General features: G+C 68.5%; 17 protein-coding genes and 1 tRNA gene. 4 read left to right on the forward strand and 14 right to left on the reverse strand.

Features of this window, described 5'->3' with window-relative positions:
• Window positions 1–14: 14 nt before the first annotated feature.
• The 3 genes from rsfS to DS837_RS08115 all read right to left on the reverse strand — a co-directional run bounded on the left by rsfS (window position 15) and on the right by DS837_RS08115 (window position 2,464).
• Window positions 15–455 carry a ribosome silencing factor gene (gene rsfS, locus DS837_RS08105; protein ID WP_149164264.1) on the reverse strand — a complete coding sequence of 147 codons (441 nt, stop codon included), beginning with the start codon at window positions 453–455 and terminating at the stop codon, window positions 15–17.
• Window positions 452–1,066 carry a nicotinate-nucleotide adenylyltransferase gene (locus tag DS837_RS08110; RefSeq protein WP_149164265.1) on the reverse strand — a complete coding sequence of 205 codons (615 nt, stop codon included), beginning with the start codon at window positions 1,064–1,066 and terminating at the stop codon, window positions 452–454. The genes rsfS and DS837_RS08110 overlap by 4 nt, the downstream gene beginning before the upstream one ends.
• Window positions 1,067–1,183: 117 nt before the next feature.
• Window positions 1,184–2,464: a glutamate-5-semialdehyde dehydrogenase gene (locus tag DS837_RS08115; protein WP_149164266.1), complete on the reverse strand. Its 1,281-nt coding sequence runs from the start codon at window positions 2,462–2,464 to the stop codon at window positions 1,184–1,186.
• 181 nt (window positions 2,465–2,645) lie between these two features.
• Between DS837_RS08115 and DS837_RS08120 the strand changes: the two genes are divergently transcribed.
• The 3 genes from DS837_RS08120 to DS837_RS08130 all read left to right on the forward strand — a co-directional run bounded on the left by DS837_RS08120 (window position 2,646) and on the right by DS837_RS08130 (window position 5,912).
• Complete coding sequence (locus DS837_RS08120; protein WP_149164267.1) at window positions 2,646–3,497, forward strand: c-type cytochrome; 852 nt, start codon at window positions 2,646–2,648, stop codon at window positions 3,495–3,497.
• A gap of 110 nt (window positions 3,498–3,607) precedes the next feature.
• Window positions 3,608–4,351, forward strand: a complete 744-nt coding sequence (locus DS837_RS08125; RefSeq protein ID WP_149164268.1) for a sulfite exporter TauE/SafE family protein — start codon at window positions 3,608–3,610, stop codon at window positions 4,349–4,351.
• Between the two features lie 169 nt (window positions 4,352–4,520).
• Window positions 4,521–5,912, forward strand: coding sequence for a lysozyme family protein (locus tag DS837_RS08130; protein WP_149164269.1), 1,392 nt, complete (start codon window positions 4,521–4,523; stop codon window positions 5,910–5,912).
• A gap of 11 nt (window positions 5,913–5,923) precedes the next feature.
• Here DS837_RS08130 and DS837_RS08135 read toward each other — a convergent pair whose 3' ends face one another.
• The 6 genes from DS837_RS08135 to rplU form a co-directional block, all read right to left on the reverse strand.
• Window positions 5,924–6,463 (reverse strand): hypothetical protein, encoded by a 540-nt coding sequence (locus DS837_RS08135; protein ID WP_149164270.1) that lies wholly within the window; start codon window positions 6,461–6,463, stop codon window positions 5,924–5,926.
• An 82-nt stretch (window positions 6,464–6,545) separates the two neighbouring features.
• A complete protein-coding gene (locus DS837_RS08140) occupies window positions 6,546–7,229 on the reverse strand; it encodes an HAD family hydrolase (protein ID WP_149164271.1) in 684 nt (227 codons plus the stop codon).
• Complete coding sequence (proB, locus tag DS837_RS08145) at window positions 7,226–8,434, reverse strand: glutamate 5-kinase (RefSeq protein WP_247889825.1); 1,209 nt, start codon at window positions 8,432–8,434, stop codon at window positions 7,226–7,228. The genes DS837_RS08140 and proB overlap by 4 nt, the downstream gene beginning before the upstream one ends.
• Window positions 8,367–9,590, reverse strand: coding sequence for a GTPase ObgE (gene obgE / locus DS837_RS08150; RefSeq protein WP_149164272.1), 1,224 nt, complete (start codon window positions 9,588–9,590; stop codon window positions 8,367–8,369). Before obgE ends, proB begins: the two co-directional genes overlap by 68 nt.
• 147 nt (window positions 9,591–9,737) lie before the next feature.
• Complete coding sequence (rpmA, locus tag DS837_RS08155) at window positions 9,738–10,016, reverse strand: 50S ribosomal protein L27 (protein WP_149164273.1); 279 nt, start codon at window positions 10,014–10,016, stop codon at window positions 9,738–9,740.
• Between the two features lie 33 nt (window positions 10,017–10,049).
• A complete protein-coding gene (rplU, locus tag DS837_RS08160) occupies window positions 10,050–10,367 on the reverse strand; it encodes a 50S ribosomal protein L21 (protein WP_014239459.1) in 318 nt (105 codons plus the stop codon).
• A 209-nt stretch (window positions 10,368–10,576) separates the two neighbouring features.
• Here rplU and DS837_RS08165 point away from each other — a divergent pair.
• Window positions 10,577–10,666, forward strand: a tRNA-Ser gene (locus tag DS837_RS08165).
• 66 nt (window positions 10,667–10,732) lie between these two features.
• Here the strand turns inward: DS837_RS08165 and DS837_RS08170 are convergent.
• The 5 genes from DS837_RS08170 to DS837_RS08190 form a co-directional block, all read right to left on the reverse strand.
• Entirely contained in the window at window positions 10,733–11,590 is an 858-nt protein-coding gene (locus DS837_RS08170; protein WP_149164274.1) for an alpha/beta hydrolase, read from the reverse strand.
• Window positions 11,580–12,281: an ABC transporter ATP-binding protein gene (locus DS837_RS08175; RefSeq protein WP_014239461.1), complete on the reverse strand. Its 702-nt coding sequence runs from the start codon at window positions 12,279–12,281 to the stop codon at window positions 11,580–11,582. The genes DS837_RS08170 and DS837_RS08175 overlap by 11 nt, the downstream gene beginning before the upstream one ends.
• Complete coding sequence (locus DS837_RS08180; protein ID WP_149164275.1) at window positions 12,281–13,039, reverse strand: ABC transporter ATP-binding protein; 759 nt, start codon at window positions 13,037–13,039, stop codon at window positions 12,281–12,283. Before DS837_RS08180 ends, DS837_RS08175 begins: the two co-directional genes overlap by 1 nt.
• Window positions 13,036–14,055 (reverse strand): branched-chain amino acid ABC transporter permease, encoded by a 1,020-nt coding sequence (locus DS837_RS08185; RefSeq protein ID WP_149164276.1) that lies wholly within the window; start codon window positions 14,053–14,055, stop codon window positions 13,036–13,038. Before DS837_RS08185 ends, DS837_RS08180 begins: the two co-directional genes overlap by 4 nt.
• Window positions 14,056–14,201: 146 nt before the next feature.
• Window positions 14,202–15,572, reverse strand: coding sequence for a nucleotidyl cyclase domain-containing protein (locus tag DS837_RS08190; protein WP_149164277.1), 1,371 nt, complete (start codon window positions 15,570–15,572; stop codon window positions 14,202–14,204).
• Window positions 15,573–15,690 lie beyond the last annotated feature (118 nt).

The raw sequence follows: 15,690 nt of genomic DNA on the forward strand, positions 1-15,690 counted from the left end.
CTGAACGTTCTCCGTCAGGCGCTCATGCGCTCGGCGGAGGGCCGCGGCGTGTCCAGACCCCACATCTTCTCGATGTTGTAGAAGGTCCGGACTTCCGGGCGGAACAGGTGGATGATGACGTCCCCGGCGTCGACCAGAACCCAGTCGCACTGGTTCAGGCCCTCGGTCTCGACGCCGCGCAGACCGGCCTGCTTCATGCGGTCGGCCAGCTTCACGGCCATGGCGGCGATGTGCCGGGTGTTGCGGCCCGACGCCACGATCATGTAGTCGGCGAAGCTGGTCTTGCCGGCAAGGTCGATGACGACGACGTCTTCGGCCTGATCGTCGTCCAGGGACTGCTCGACGAGCGCCTTCAGTTCGTCCGGCTGGGGAACGGGAACGGGCGCGGGCCGCACAACGGGCGCGGCCGGTTCGATGAACGTGTTGATGGTACCTACCTCGCGATACAGGGTCACGACCCGCTGGCGCGTGCCCGGCGGATCGCCGTCGCCGAAGCCGGATGCAGCGGGTTGCGGAGGAAAATCCAGGCCGGTGTTTTCGAACCGGCCAACCCCTTGGCCTTGTGCATGCTCACCCGGCGACGGGCATAGCGCTGAGCGGCTATGCCACCAAGCGCCCCTATAGAATAAGTTGGTCGGGCGAGAACTGCAACCGGCACCAGCCGGAAGATGCGCGTCCAATGCCGCCAGCGGGGGATTTGCCGAAGATTGTCCGCCCCCATCAGCCAGACGAAGTGTGTTTTGGGGAAGCGGAGCGTCAGCTTGGCCAGCGTGTCGGCGGTGTAGCGGGTGCCAAGCTCCCGCTCGATGGCGGTGACCCGGATGGCCGGATGGCGGGCGGTGCGCCGGGCCTCCTCCATCCGCTCGGCGAGCGGCGCCATGCCCCTCACCGGCTTCAGCGGGTTCTGCGGGCTGACCAGCCACCACACCTGGTCGAGCCCCAGCGCCTTCAGCGCGTACAGGCTGATGTGCCGGTGCCCGGCGTGGGCCGGGTTGAAGGACCCGCCGAGCAGCCCGATGCGCAGGCCGGCGTGGAGCGGGCCGGCGTAGCGGTGGGGAGACCTCAATGCCCCCTCCCCAGCCCTCCCCCGCCGGTGGCGAGGGAGGGGGCAGGCAACGCTCCGCCAACCCCCCCTCTCCCGCAAAGCGGGGGAGGGTCGGGGAGGGGGCAAACGCAAGCGTCCTTACGGCCGCGTCTGGCCATCGCCGCGCACGACATACTTGTAGCTGGTCAGCTGCTCCGCCCCCACCGGGCCGCGGGCGTGGAACTTGTCGGTGGAGATGCCGATCTCCGCGCCCATGCCGAACTCGCCGCCGTCGGCGAACTGGGTGCTGGCGTTCCACAGCACGATGCCGCTGTCGATGCGCTGGAGGAAACGCTCCGCCGCCGCCGGGTCCTCGGTCACGATGGCGTCGGTGTGGTGGGAGCCGTGGCGGTTGATGTGGTCGATCGCGCCGTCCACCCCGTCCACCACGCCGCAGGCGATGATGGCGTCGAGATACTCGGTGTCCCAGTCCTCCGCCGTCACCGCCGTCACGCGCGGGTCGGCGGCCTGGGCGGCGGCGTCGCCGCGGACGGCGCAGCCGGCGTCCAGCAGATCCTTCACCAGCACCGGCAGGACGGCGTCAGCGATCGCCCGGTCGACCAGCAGCGTCTCGGCGGCGCCGCAGATCGAGGTGCGGCGCATCTTGGCGTTCATCACCACCTTGCGCGCCTTCTCCGGGTCGGCGCCGGCATCGACATAGACGGTGTTGTTGCCGTCGAGATGCTTGATGACCGGGATGCGGCTCTCTTCGGCGATGCGCTGGATCAGCGACTTGCCGCCGCGCGGGACGATCACGTCGATGCAGTCGCGCATGGTCAGCATGTGGCCGACCGCCGCCCGGTCCGTGGTCGGGACGAGCTGGATCGCCGCTTCCGGCAGCTCCGCGGCGCGCAGGCCGTCGGCCAGACAGGCGGCGATGGCGCCGGACGAGCGGATGCTCTCCGAGCCGCCGCGCAGGATCGCCGCGTTGCCCGACTTCAGGCAGAGGCCGCCGGCGTCGGCGGTGACGTTGGGACGGCTCTCGTAGATGATGCCGATCACCCCCAGCGGCACGCGCACGCGCTGGATGGACAGCCCGTTGGGGCGGGTCCATTCGGCGATGACGCCGCCGATGGGGTCGGGAAAGTCGGCGATGTCCTCCAGACCCTTGGCCATCGCCTCGATGCGGGCGTCGTTGAGGGCCAGGCGCTCGATCATGGGACCGGCGAGGCCGCGCTCCCGGGCGGCGGCGACATCCGCGTCGTTGGCCGCCTGGATATCCGCCTTGCGGGCGCGGATCGCGGCAGCCGCCGCCCGCAAGGCCTGATCCTTCGACGGGCTTGGCACGGTCGCCAGCTCCGCCGCGGCGGCGCGGGCGGCGCGGCCAAGGGCGAGCATCTGATCGTGCAAGGCGTCGGTGGTCTCAAGCAGGGCGGACATCGGTCTCACTCCAGTGGCGTTCGCCAATTGAAAAGGGCCGGAACCATAGCCGATCCTGTGTTTCCGCGAAAGCCATGCCGGTTAAGCCGAAAAGCTGAGTGGAATACTCAACATTCAGCCTGGGCCGCGGATTGTTGCGTGGTTAGCGTTCCGTCATGCAACATTGGCGAGGGAGCCTTTCATGAACCGGCTGGTCCGCCGCGGCGCCGCCGTGGCCGTTGGGGTGGTGTGCCTGGGGGGATCGGCCTGGGCGGAAACACCATTGGAGCGGGGGCGCGCCCTGGTCAACGGCATCGTCGCCTGCGGCAACTGCCACACGCCGCAGGGGCCGAACGGTCCGGTCGCGGGGCGGGAACTGGCCGGCGGGACGCCCTTCGTCGAGGAGCCCTTCACCGCCTACGCCTCCAACATCACGCCGGACCCGGAGACGGGGATCGGGCGCTGGACCGACGAGCAACTGATCACCGCGATCCGCGAGGGCAAGCGGCCCGACGGCAGCCTGATCGGTCCGCCGATGCCCTTCGGCTTCTACCGCGGCCTGTCGGACGGCGACCTGCGCGCCATCGTCGCCTATCTGCGCAGCGTGCCGCCGGTGCGGCATTCTGTCCCGAAGTCCGAGTACCGCATGGCGCTTCCCGCCGCCTACGGCCCGCCGGTCGGGTCGGTGGCCGAGGTGCCGCGTACGGACCCGGTGACGTACGGCGCGTACATGGCCGGCCCGCTTGGCCACTGCATGGAATGCCACACGCCGATGCTGCCGGACGGGCAGCTCGACATGACGCGTGCAGGGGGCGGCGGGCGCAACTTCACCGGACCGTGGGGCAACGCCGTGTCGCGCAACATCACGCCGGACAAGGAGCATGGGCTGGGCGGCTGGACCGACGCGGAGATCCGCAAGGCGATCACCGAGGGTGTACGTCCCGACGGCACCCGGCTGAGCCCGCCCATGGGCTATCACTATTACAAGTCCATGAGCGATGGCGAGCTGGGTGCCCTTGTCGCCTATCTCCGTACGCTTCCCCCGACCCGCTAGACCCCACCGGCCTTGCGTGAAATACCGCACCGCCGAAAACGCAGTACCGTAAGCCTTGCCGAGAGGGCATAGTCCGCGGGCTTTTTTCCCCCGCCGGATCGTGCGCTCCCATGCTGACTTTGCTGCTGATCGTCTCCGCCTTCTTCGCGGGCGTGCTCAACGCCGTGGCCGGTGGCGGCAGCTTCCTGACCTTTCCGGCGCTGATCATGGCCGGCGTGCCGCCGCTGAACGCCAACGCAACCAGCACGGTTGCGGTGTCGCCGGGCGCGCTGGCCAGCGCCTACGGTTACCGGCGGGAGCTGGGGCGGATCAAGGAGGTCAGCCTGCCGGCCTTCCTCGGCGTCAGCCTGATCGGCGGGCTGCTGGGGGCTCTGCTCCTGCTGTGGACGCCGCAGCGCGTGTTCGAGGAGATCATCCCCTGGCTGCTGCTGTTCGCGACGGTGCTGTTCGCCTTCGGCCCGAAGGTGTCGGCCACCATCCGCCGCAACTTCAAGGTCGGGCACAGCACGGTGCTGATCGTGCAGTTCTTCATCGCGATCTATGGCGGCTATTTCGGCGGAGGGATCGGCATCCTGATCCTGGCGACGCTGGGGGTCTTCGGCCTGACCGACCTGCACGCGATGAACGGCCTGAAGGCGCTGGTGTCCGGCTGCCTGAACGCGGTCGCGGTGGTGGCCTTCGCCTTCGGCGGTGCGGTCTATTGGAACGAGGCGCTCATCATGATGGCGGCTGCCGTGGCCGGCGGCTATGCCGGGGCCGCGGTCGCCCGCCACATCCCGCCGCCGATCCTGCGCAAGTTCGTGATCGTCGTGGGCGTGGCGATGACGGTCTATTTCTTCGTCACGAAGGGGTGAGGCGCCTTTCGTCGCGCGGTTGATTGCAGGAATAAATTCCTTTTATGCTCGGTGACGGACACGGAACACGTGCGACCGAATGGGGCTGGCCAGCGGGCCGGCCCTTTTTCTTTGGCGGATCGCACTGTCCCGTTTGCATGGCATTCGACAAGGATGGAGGGCTTTGGCAATGGGCGCGATCAACCCGATGAAGATTGAGGAAATGATCGGACTTGACGATGAGGCCGATTTGCCGCTGCAGGATGCCGGAGCCGACGGGGTTGGCGATGCCGGCGGCAGTGATCCGCCGAGGGCGGCGGCGTCTCCTGCGGACGACGAGGGACCGGATTCGCAGCCGTCCGGCAGATCGGAGTCGGACGGCCCGTCTCCGGAGTACAGCGAGGATCCGTCCGACGAGGTTGCGCCTTCCACCGACACGAAGAATGCTGCGAGCGACGAAGAATTCGACGCGGCGTCGATGCCGGCCACCAAATCCGTTTCCGACGACAGCGTCGGCGGCCTGACAGATCCCGGGCCAGATCCCGGGGATGCTCTGAATCAACTGGTCGAGGACCCGCGTTATCGGTCGGACCGGGAGTATACCGATTACGTCACGCGCCAGTTCGAGCGGGTCTACGGCACCGACGGGGAAACCGACGCAACCGGACACCTGATCGTCGATGGCAATTTCTCACGGTTCGAGCCGTTCGCGGACCGGTCCTCGGCCACGGATGGCGAGGCCGATGGACTGGGCGCGGCATCCGGTTTCTCGGTGTGGGATACGGCGGAGCGGCCCGGTGCGTCGTCACGGGCCGAGGGTGTTGACGAGATCGAAAGCTGGCTGCGCGGCCGCAGGATCGAAGTGGCGGAAAACTCCAAGCCGAAAACGGCAACGGATGCCGTGACCGTGGATGAACAAAAGAATCCGGACATTCCGGAATTGTCCTATTTCAAAGTCGAATATTTCAAGAAGCAGCCCGGAGCATGGGAAAGTTTCAACGAGGCTCTCGCACGGGTGCCGGACCTGTCGCCGAACCAACGGCTGATCTACGCGGAGATTTTCGCCATGGAAGGCGGAATGACGACGCATCCGGGGTCCGGGGCGGCAAGCGGGATCACGCAGGATATTCTGGATCGGGCGAAGGAGGATCTGCCGGGTCTCGAAAAGGTCCGGACGCCGGATCAACTGACGGTGGGGCAGCGCGCAGCGATTTATCCATATTATTTCGACGATGTGCTGCGGACCGTTGGTGGCCGGAGAGCGCTCGACAAGATCGGAAACGACGAAGCGGCGGCGGCCCTCGCCGACACTCTGTTCCGGTTTGGCCGGAGCCGGGGAACGGAGATCATCCAGGATGCGATGAACCGGGTGTTTCGGGAGAACGGCTATCCTGAAATGCCGACGGACGGGCAAATGGGGCCGGGGACCCTTGCAGCCCATTCTTATCTCGCAGGGGATGGAAAATTGGCCGAGAGGCTTTCTTATTATCTCGTTAATAGAAGAATAGAGCAGCTCGGTAGCCAGAAAAATAAGGAAGAAGATAGATCAAACTATTTTTCTTTCAGGAAAAATCCGCGTTGATGAGGTGTAATTCAATAAGGTGGTGAATAACACTCGTAGACAATCCATCGGCCATCGCCTTCCTTCCGCAATTTATAGGTCGTTCCCATCTTGACGGGGTCCTTGTAGGGTGGTGGGCATCCGTAGCTCCAGCACGAGCGCTTGCTTAGGGTGATCTGGACATCGCCGGCCTTGCAGGTCGGTTCCAGATCGTCGTTGAGGCAGCGTCGCGGGATGTCCCGTGGCGTGAGCCGCCGCGCCACGACGACCCGGTAAAGCGTGGTGCCTTTGCCTCGTCCGTCCATGTACGTCGCTCGTATTTCTCTCCCAGTGGCGAGCGTGCAGAGGGCGTTGATGCCATGGTCGAAGCACGCCAGCAGGGTTTCCAGAGTGCAGATGGGGCTGATCAACTGGCCGATGCACCGGCTGCTCGACTCGGCGTCGGTCGGTCCCATCTTGTGCCAGCGGCTCGGCGGGTCCACGGGCGGCAGATCCGGGTCCTTGCCCATCGCCGGTGAGACCCATAAGGCGAGGATAAGCATCGGAATTGCGCGCTTTGCGGGATATTGCATGGGGCAATCATCCACATGCGATGGTGTGCATCTGGATTATGCCGCTCTGAGGTTGTGGTATCGCGCGCCGACCAGTGGCGCGTCAATCCGCCGCCATGCGCTCCGCAAGGCCGCAGAGCGCGTCCCAATCCAGCGCCGCCGGGTCTTCCACCACATGGTCGGCGGCTTCGAACAGCAGGTCGGCGTGCTGCGGCCAGGCGATGGTCAGCATGCCGGCGGCCTTGGCGGCGCGGGCGCCGGTCGGGCTGTCCTCGATCACCGCGCAGGCCGCGGGCGGCACGCCGAGGCGGTCGGCGGCGGTCAGGTAGGGCTCGGGGTCGGGCTTGCCCTTGCTCACGTCGTCGCGGCTGAGGCCGAACAGGAAATGCGGGCTGCCCATGTGGCGCAGGTTGGCCTCGACCACCCGGCGCCCGCTGTTCGACACGCAGGCCTGCCGCAGCCCCCGCTCCGCAAAGGCGTCGACCAGCGCCAGGGCGCCGGCCCGCGCCTCCACCTCGGCGATGCGTTCCAGATAGAGGTCGGTGATGGCGTCCGCCCATTCCTGGAAGGTCAGGGCCATGGGCCGGGCGGCGTGCAGCCGGGCGTACAGTTCGGGGAAGGCGATGCCCAGCGTGGCCGCGTAGTCCGTGTCGGACAGGGCATGGCCGTGCAGCCGGCAGACCGCGATGGTGGCCCGCTGGTGCCACGGCTCGCTGTCGAGCAGCGTGCCGTCGATGTCCCACAGGATGGCCTGGAGGGGCGGGCGGCCCACGATCGGAACGCTCACCGCACCACCAGATCGTCGCGGTGGATCATCTCGTCGCGGCCCCGGTAGCCGAGGATCTCCTCGATCTCGTGGCTCTTGCGGCCGGCGATGCGGCGGGCGTCCTCGGCGGCGTAGGCGGTCAGGCCGCGCGCCACCTCGCGCCCATCCGGCGCCTTGACCACCACCACGTCGCCGCGCTCGAAGTCGCCCTCCACGCCGCGCACCCCGGCCGGCAGCAGGCTGGCCCCGCGGGCGAGCGCCGACAGCGCGCCGGCGTCCACGGTCAGCGCGCCGTGGGCGTTCAGGTTGCCGCCGATCCACGCCTTGCGGGCGGAGGAAGGGGAGGCCGCGGGCAGGAACCACGTGCACAGCGCGCCGCCCTGCTCGGGCCGCTGCTCCAGCGCGGCCAGCGGGTTCATGCGCTTGCCCTTGGCGATGACCATGCGGCAGCCGGCGGCCAGCGCGACGCGCGCCGCGACGATCTTGGTCACCATGCCGCCGGAACTGTAGCCGGGCGGCGGCTCGCCCGCCATGTTCTCGATGTCGGAGGTCAGTTCCTGGACGACCGGGATGTGCCGGGCGTCGGGGTCCTTGCGCGGGTCGGCGGTGTAGAGGCCGTCGATGTCCGACAGCAGGACCAGCGTGTCGGCGCTGATCATCTGGGCGACGCGGGCGGCCAGACGGTCGTTGTCGCCGAAGCGGATCTCCGCGGTGGCGACCGTGTCGTTCTCGTTGATGACCGGGATGGCGCCCAGCTTCAGCAGCGTGTCGATGGTGGCGCGGCCGTTGAGGTGGCGGCGGCGCTCCTCGGTGTCCTCCAGCGTCACCAGCACCTGGGCGACGGTCAGGCCGTGGCGGGCCAGCGTCTCCTGATAGGCGGCGGCGAGCCGGATCTGGCCGGTGGCGGCGGCGGCCTGCTTCTCCTCCAGCCGCAGGGCGCGCCCGACGAGGCCGAGATGCTCGCGCCCGCAGGCGACGGCACCGGAGGTGACGATCACCACCTCCTGCCCGCGCTGGCGGCAGGCGGCCACATCGTCGGCCAGCGCGTCCAGCCACTCGCGGCGCATCCGGCCGGTGGCGCTGTCGACGAGCAGGGCGGAGCCGATCTTGACGACCAGCCGCCGCGCGTCGAGCAGGGTGGGGAGCAGGGAGGAGGTATCAGCCTTTGGCGTTGTCGTCGTGGCCGTCGCTGTGTTCGGTGTCGTCACCGTCATCGTCGCCTTCATCGTCCCAGTCATCCCCGTCCGAGTCGTCGTCCGGCTCCTCGGGGAGATCGTCGTACTCGCCCGTCTCTTCGTTCCAGCCCGCATACTCGTCGTCCATCTTCTGGCCGACCGGCGGCCGGGGGATGGAGCGCGTGACCGGAGCCTGGATGACGTCGGGCTCCTCTTCCTTGGACTGTTTGATGAGCGTGAGCAAGCGGTAAAGCACCGCCTGGACGCCCTGGCCGGTGGCGCCGGACAGAACCATCACCTCGGCACCCGACGCCGCCTCCAGCGCGGCCTTCTTCTCCGCGACCTCCTCGTCGAGCAGGGCGTCGGCCTTGTTCAGGCCGATGATCTCCAGCTTATCGGCGAGGTTGCCGCCATAGGCGACCAACTCGTTGCGGATGGTGGTGTAGGACTGGACCACATCCTCCGCCGTGCCGTCGATCAGGTGCAGCAGCACGCGGGTGCGCTCCACATGGCCGAGGAAGCGGTCGCCCAGCCCGTGCCCCTCGTGCGCGCCCTCGATCAGGCCGGGGATGTCGGCAATGACGAACTCCTCGTCACCCGCGCGGACGACGCCCAGGTTGGGGGCCAGCGTGGTGAAGGGGTAGTCGGCGATCTTCGGGCGCGCCGCGGTGGTCGCGGCCAGGAAGGTGGACTTGCCGGCGTTGGGCAGGCCGAGCAGCCCGGTGTCGGCGATCAGCTTCAGCCGCAGCCAGACCCAGCGCTCCTCGCCCGGCCAGCCGGGGTGGGACTTGCGCGGGGCGCGGTTGGTCGGGGTCTTGTAATGGGCGTTGCCGAAGCCGCCGTCGCCGCCCTTCAGGAAGACGACGCGCTGGCCAGGCTCCGTCAGGTCGACCAGCACGGTCTCCTGATCCTCGTCCAGGATCTGAGTGCCCACCGGCACGCGCAGGACCACGTCCTCGCCCCTGGCGCCGTTGCGGTTGGCGCCCATGCCGTGGTTGCCGCGCTGCGCCTTGAAATGCTGCTTGTAGCGGTAGTCGATCAGCGTGTTGAGGCCGTTCACGACCTCGATCACGACGTCGCCGCCGCGGCCGCCGTTGCCGCCGTCCGGTCCGCCATACTCGATGAACTTCTCGCGGCGGAAAGCGATGGCGCCGGGGCCGCCGTCACCGCTCTTCAGATACACCTTGGCTTGATCGAGGAACTTCATCGGGGACCGTGCCGGCCAATCTACCGTTTGCGCACCGTCCTCCAACCGTGGGAAGGGGGCGGTGACCACCACATCAACAAAAGAAAATCGGGGGCCGGTTGCCCGAACCCCCGATTTATCCCATCACACCGTACGGGCCGGACGAGATTACTCGGCCGCGACCGCCGGGGCCTCCGCCGCCAGGATGGCGACGTAGGTGCGCCCCTGGGCGCTGCGCTTGAAGGCCACGGTGCCGTTCGCCTTGGCGAACAGGGTGTGGTCCTTGCCGATGCCGACGTTCTCACCGGGGTGGAACTTCGTGCCGCGCTGGCGGACGATGATGTTGCCGGCGATGACGTTCTCGCCACCGAAACGCTTCACGCCGAGACGGCGGCCAGCGGAATCGCGGCCGTTGCGCGAGGAGCCGCCTGCTTTTTTATGGGCCATGGGGAGTTACTCCTGTGACTGGTCGGCGGCCGTTCAGGCGGCGCCGTTGATCCCGGTGATGCGCAGGACGGTCAGGTCCTGGCGGTGGCCGTTCTTACGGCGGTAGTTCTGGCGGCGCTTCTTCTTGAAGACGATGATCTTCGGACCGCGATCCTGGGCGACGATCTCGGCGGTCACGGCAGCGCCGGCAACCGTCGGGGTGCCAAGGGTGGTGCTGCCGCCGTCGCTGACCATCAGCACGTCGTTGAGCGTGATGGAAGCGCCGGCCTCGGCCTCGAGCTTCTCAACGCGGATCACGTCGCCATTGGCGACCTTGTACTGCTTGCCGCCGGTGCGGATCACTGCAAACATCGTCGTCACTGCCTATCTCAAAACAAACGGAAGGGCCGCTCGCCCACCGTTTGAGGTGCAAGCCCGTTCGTGAGAGCGGGGATTTAACCGATGGGCCACCGGGAGTCAACAGGCATGGTGGCATTTTCCCGTTCATTTTCCTGCAAACAAGGGCTTGCATCCCCCCAGGCTTTTGGGTAGGTTCCGCGCCACCCCGGAAACGGGGCAGCGGATGGGTGGCAGAGCGGTTGAATGCACCGCACTCGAAATGCGGCATACCCGCGAGGGTATCGGGAGTTCGAATCTCCCCCCATCCGCCACTCTCATTCGAGCGAACGCTCAAGAAGAAAGCCTTCCCGACCGGGAAGGCTTTTTTGTTTCCAGGCTCAGGCGCTCCGGAGCATCGCCAGCGCCGCTTCGAACAGCGCGCTGCCCGGTTCGGCGAAGCGGTCGACCACGCTGAAATGGTCGGCGCCCGGCTCCACGATCTCCCGCACCGCGTTGCCCTGCGCGGCCCAGGCCAGGGCGTAGTCGGCCTGCTGGCGGTGCATCGCGTCGGTCTCAAGGCCGCCCAGCGCCGGCATCAGGAGCGGGGCCGGAGCGGGAACGGCGTGGATCGGGCTCAACCGCCGCGCCGAGTCGGGATCGAGCCGCAGCTGCTCGTTCGCCTCGAAGCCGAGCATCGGCTCCAGGTCGTAGAGGCCGCTGATCGGGATGCCCCCGGCCACGCGGTCGCGGTTCTCCGAAACCAGCTTGGCCGTCAGGTGGCCGCCGGCCGAATGGCCGGACACCACCACCCGCCGCGGATCGCCGCCGAAGCCGGTCGCGTTGGCGAACACCCAGTCCAGACCGGCCTGGGCGTGGCCGCACAGTTCGTCCATCGTCACGTCCGGGCACAGGCCGTAGCCGAGCAGGACGACCGCCACCCCGCGCTCCACATAGGGCGCTGCGATGAAGGAATGCAGGTCCTTCGACAGGGCCCGCCAGTAGCCGCCATGGATGAAGACCAGCACCGGCGCGCCCTCTCCGGCGTGGAAGACGCCGGCCGGGAAGACGTCGGCGCGCTGGCGCGGGTGAGGGCCGGTGGGAATGTCATAGCGGCCGCCGAGCCGGGCGCGCACCGCCTCGCTCTCCGCCTGCCAGCGGGCGAAATAGGCGGGATGCTCGGGCACCAGCTTGCGGAAATTGTACTGGCGGTCGATCTCGGCGGCGGTCATGCCGGAATACAGGGGTTCAGACGCCAAGATAACGCTCCTTCAACGTGGGGTCGGCGAGCAGGGCGGCGGAGCTGCCGGACCACACCAGCCGGCCCTTCTCGATGACGTGATGGCGGTCGGCCAGGGCGGCGAGGGCGTGCACGTTCTTGTCCACCACCAGGATCGCCTGCCCCTCGTCCTTCAGGCGGGCGAGGCAGTCCCAGATCTCCTGGCGGACCAACGGGGCCAGCCCCTCCGTCGCCTCGTCGAGGATCAGCAGCTTCGGGTTGGTCATCAGGGCGCGCCCGACGGCGAGCATCTGCTGCTCCCCGCCCGACAGGTTGCGGGCGAGGTTGCCGGCGCGCTCGGCCAGCCGGGGGAACAGGGCGTGGACCCGCTCCACTGTCCAGGGATCGCGCCGCGCGAAGCGGTTGGCGGCGGTGGCGATCAGGTTCTCGCGCACGGTCAGGGTGGGGAAGACCTGCCGCCCCTCCGGCACCAGGGCGATGCCGGCCCGCGCGATTCGGTGCGGCGGGCGCCCGGCGATCTCCGCGCCCTCGAAGGCGATGGAGCCGCCGGTCGGCGCCACGAGGCCCATGATCGCCTTGATGGTCGTGGTCTTGCCCATGCCGTTGCGGCCCATCAGGGTCACCGCCTCCCCGGCGTCGACGGACAGCTCCATGCCGAACAGCGCCTGGCTGGAGCCGTAGGCGGCGGTCAGGTTGGCGACGCGCAGCATCAGGCGACCTCCAACTCGTCGCCGAGATAGGCCTCGCGCACCGCGGGGTCGTTGCGGATCTGCTCCGGGGTGCCGCTGGCGAGGTCCTTGCCGCGCACCAGAACGGTGATGCGGTCGGCCAGGGCGAAGACGGCGTCCATGTCATGCTCCACCAGCAGGATCGTCACGCCGCCCTTCAACTCCCGCAGAAGCTCGACCATGCGGGCGGAGTCCTCCGGCCCCATGCCGGCCATCGGCTCGTCGAGCAGGAGCAGCCGCGGCCCGGTCGCCAGGGCCATCGCCAGTTCGAGCTGCCGCTTCTCGCCATGAGCCAGCGCGTCGGCGCGGGTGCCGGCCCGCGCGCCCAGCCCAACCCGCTCCAGCACCGCGCGGGCGGGGTCGGTCAGCCGCCGGTCGCGCCCGGCGTCGCGCCAGAAGCGGAAGTTGTGCCCGGCGTGGGCCTGCACCGCCAGCGCCACGTTGTCGAGCGCCGTGAAGCTGGGGAAGATCGAGGTGATCTGGAAGCTGCGCGCCAGCCCGCGCCGCGCCCGCTTGTGCACGGGCAAGCGGGTCACGTCGCGCCCGTCGAACCGGATGGTCCCGGAATCGGGCGTCAGCTCCCCCGACAACTGGCCGATCAGGGTGGTCTTGCCGGCCCCGTTCGGGCCGATCAGGGCGTGCAGCTCCCCCTCCGCGACGGACAGCGAGAGGCCGTCGGTGGCGGCCAGCCCACCGAAACGCTTGACCAGCGAGTCGGTGCTCAGCAGCGGGCCGCTCATGGGCGCCTCCCGGCGACGACGCCCCACAGGCCCTTGCGGGCGTAGAGAACCAGAAGGATCAGCACCGGCCCCAGCACGATCTTCCAATGCTCGCCCAGCCCGGCGTGGGCGAGGTCCATCAGCTCCGGCACGAACTCCTCCAGCAGCAGCAGCGCGGCGGCGCCCAGCACCGGGCCGATCAGCGTGCCGATGCCGCCCAGCACGACCATCACGATCAGGTCGCCGGAGCGGCTCCAATGCAGGTATTGCGGCCCGACGAACATGGTGGCGTTGGCGAGCAGCGCCCCGGCCAGTCCGGCCAGCGCCCCGGCAATGACGAAGGCGACGAGCTTGTAGCGGGTGACCGGGTAGCCGAGAGCGGCCATGCGCCGCTCGTTGTCCTTGGCGCCGCGGATCACCCGTCCGAAGCGGGAGTTGACCAGCCGCCAGCCCAGCGCCAGCGCCGCCACCAGAAGCCCGAGCACCACGTAATAGAAGGTGGTGTGGTCGGCGATGTTCAGCGGGGCGGGCAGGGTGGAGCGGCTCCACAGCGCGATGCCGTCGTCCCCGCCATAGGCCTTCAGCCCGGTCATCAGGTAGAAGAGCATCTGGGCGAAGGCCAGCGTGATCATGATGAAGGGCACGCCGGTGGTGCGCAGTGAGATCGCCCCCACCGGCAGCGCCGCCAGCGCCCCGGCCAGCATGGCCAGCGGCCAGACGATCAGCCCGTTCACCGTTCCGGGAAAGCCGAACAGCGTCGATCCGTCCGACTGGTGGGCGAACAGGATGCCGACGGCATAGCCGCCGATCCCGACGAAGGCGGCGTGGCCGAAGCTGACCATCCCGCCGAAGCCGAGGATCAGGTCGAGGCTGACCGCCGCCAGGGCGAAGACCAGGATGCGCGTCGCCAACCGCACGTAGAAGGGCTCCCCCATCCAGTCGGCGACGGTGGGGAGCGCCAGCGCGACGGCCAGGAGGATCAGCAGGGCGATGCGGGGGCGGGTGAGCAGGGCGGTTCGGGGCGCGGTCGGGGGCATGGGGGGCCGGAAAAGAGGGGCGGTCAACCAATCGCCAGGCCAATCGCCAAGCCAATCGGCAGGCCCGTCTTTTCGCACAGATGGGCGGGCTTGAACACAAAAGGTCGCGCCGGCCCGCTCAGCCCCGCCCGCTCAGCCCCGCCCGCTCAGCCCCAGGGCGTGTTGGAGTGGTGGCGCCGCCGCGACCGCTGGAGGAGCTGGCGTTCGGTGCAGCGCTTCATGTGCTCCGGCACCTCCGAGTCCTCGCCGACGATGGGGCCGCTCAGATAGGCGGCGCCCGCGGCTTCCGCAGCCTCCAGCTCCATCGGGGTGCGGACGCCGTCCACATAGGCGAACATGCCGAACTTGCGCGGGCCGGGGCAGAAGGCCTGCACCCGCTCCAGGATGTGCGGCTCGTCCTCCCGACCGTCCAGCCGCAGCCCGACCCCCTTGACGCCGGCGGTTGCGTAGACCGACAAGTCGCCCGCGTCGTCGCGCAGGATGACCATGGCGGCGCGGGCGAAGGGGCGCAGCATCGCCACGATCTCCGCGAGCCGGCCATAGGGAACGCCGGCCGGCAGCCCGTCCAGCTCGAAGGCCAGGAAGGGCATCAGCACGCGCGGGATCATCCGGCAGGCCTGGATGTATTCCCGCCGCCGCCGGCTGGAGGCGAGCGTGCCGAAATGGACGGGGATGGTCTGGGCGTAGCGGAATTTGTTGGCGTACAGCTCGTTGTAGGTGCTCACCGCGAGGCTCAGCGTTTCCATGTCGAGGTCGAAGACGGCCTCCTCGCGCTCCGGGTCGAAGGCGTCCATGCAATTCAGATAGCGGGCGGTGTCGGCGTCGGTGCGGCAGCAGTAGGTCGACACCACCTTGTGCTTCACGTCGAAGACCGGACGGAACAGGACCTTGGGGCGACTCTGCGGCGTGATGGTGTCCGCCGGCATCTCGGTCCAGTGCGGGCGCCGCACCTCCGCCGCCGGAACCGCGCCGTCCGCTGCGGGGGAGTCCGGCGCGGTGCCCTCCGGCTTGTGGACGGCGTCCTTGAGCAGGTCGGCCAGCCGCGCGGTGTCCAGGGCGATCCCGCCGCCGATGTCGACCACCGCGGTCTTGACGGTGATGCGCCGGGTGTCGGCGTGGCCAAGCAGCGCCTGATGCAGGCTTTCCATCACCTTGCTGCAGGTCAGCTGCGCCGATTTGCGGTCGGCCTGGGCGAAGACGATGATGTAGTGGTTCTCGCCGTAGCGGAACCAGACGTCGCGCGGCGATAGAACCTTCTTGAGCATGCGCTCGGCGTAAACATGCACCCGCTCGTTCACACTGCCCCAGCGGTCGCCCAACTCCTGCCGGATCTCGTCCAGGCCGATCAGGTGGACGGACCCCGCGGTGACCGTCTGGCTGTGCGTCAGGATCTGCCGGGCCCGCTCCTTGAAGGACTCGTCGATCGATTGGGCGGGGATGGGGGGCGGGGCCGGAACGGGGCCATCGTCCTGTTCCGGCAGGGCGTCGTCCGGACCGGAGACATCGCGTGTGAGCATGGCCGAGCTTCCCTTTCCGGTTGTGGGGAGCGCGAACCCAAAGACAGGGCAGCCGCCTGGAATGGGTGCGAACATGAATGGATCGACTGCACAAACAGAATGATCCTTTCGCACTTGC

The sequence above is a fragment of the Azospirillum brasilense genome, assembly GCF_008365405.1.
Taxonomy (GTDB): Bacteria; Pseudomonadota; Alphaproteobacteria; order Azospirillales; family Azospirillaceae; genus Azospirillum; species Azospirillum brasilense_D.

Bases quoted from the DNA above. Each gene is read 5' to 3' on its own strand.
- DS837_RS08120 (WP_149164267.1), top strand. From the start codon at position 2,646: ATGAACCGGCTGGTCCGCCGCGGCGCCGCCGTGGCCGTTGGGGTGGTG.
- DS837_RS08125 (WP_149164268.1), top strand. From the start codon at position 3,608: ATGCTGACTTTGCTGCTGATCGTCTCCGCCTTCTTCGCGGGCGTGCTC.
- rplU (WP_014239459.1), bottom strand. From the start codon at position 10,367: ATGTTTGCAGTGATCCGCACCGGCGGCAAGCAGTACAAGGTCGCCAAT.
- DS837_RS08190 (WP_149164277.1), bottom strand. From the start codon at position 15,572: ATGCTCACACGCGATGTCTCCGGTCCGGACGACGCCCTGCCGGAACAG.
- proB (WP_247889825.1), bottom strand. From the start codon at position 8,434: ATGAAGGCGACGATGACGGTGACGACACCGAACACAGCGACGGCCACG.
- DS837_RS08135 (WP_149164270.1), bottom strand. From the start codon at position 6,463: ATGCAATATCCCGCAAAGCGCGCAATTCCGATGCTTATCCTCGCCTTA.
- obgE (WP_149164272.1), bottom strand. From the start codon at position 9,590: ATGAAGTTCCTCGATCAAGCCAAGGTGTATCTGAAGAGCGGTGACGGC.
- DS837_RS08115 (WP_149164266.1), bottom strand. From the start codon at position 2,464: ATGTCCGCCCTGCTTGAGACCACCGACGCCTTGCACGATCAGATGCTC.
- DS837_RS08130 (WP_149164269.1), top strand. From the start codon at position 4,521: ATGGGCGCGATCAACCCGATGAAGATTGAGGAAATGATCGGACTTGAC.
- DS837_RS08180 (WP_149164275.1), bottom strand. From the start codon at position 13,039: ATGAGCGGCCCGCTGCTGAGCACCGACTCGCTGGTCAAGCGTTTCGGT.
- DS837_RS08175 (WP_014239461.1), bottom strand. From the start codon at position 12,281: ATGCTGCGCGTCGCCAACCTGACCGCCGCCTACGGCTCCAGCCAGGCG.
- DS837_RS08185 (WP_149164276.1), bottom strand. From the start codon at position 14,055: ATGCCCCCGACCGCGCCCCGAACCGCCCTGCTCACCCGCCCCCGCATC.
- rpmA (WP_149164273.1), bottom strand. From the start codon at position 10,016: ATGGCCCATAAAAAAGCAGGCGGCTCCTCGCGCAACGGCCGCGATTCC.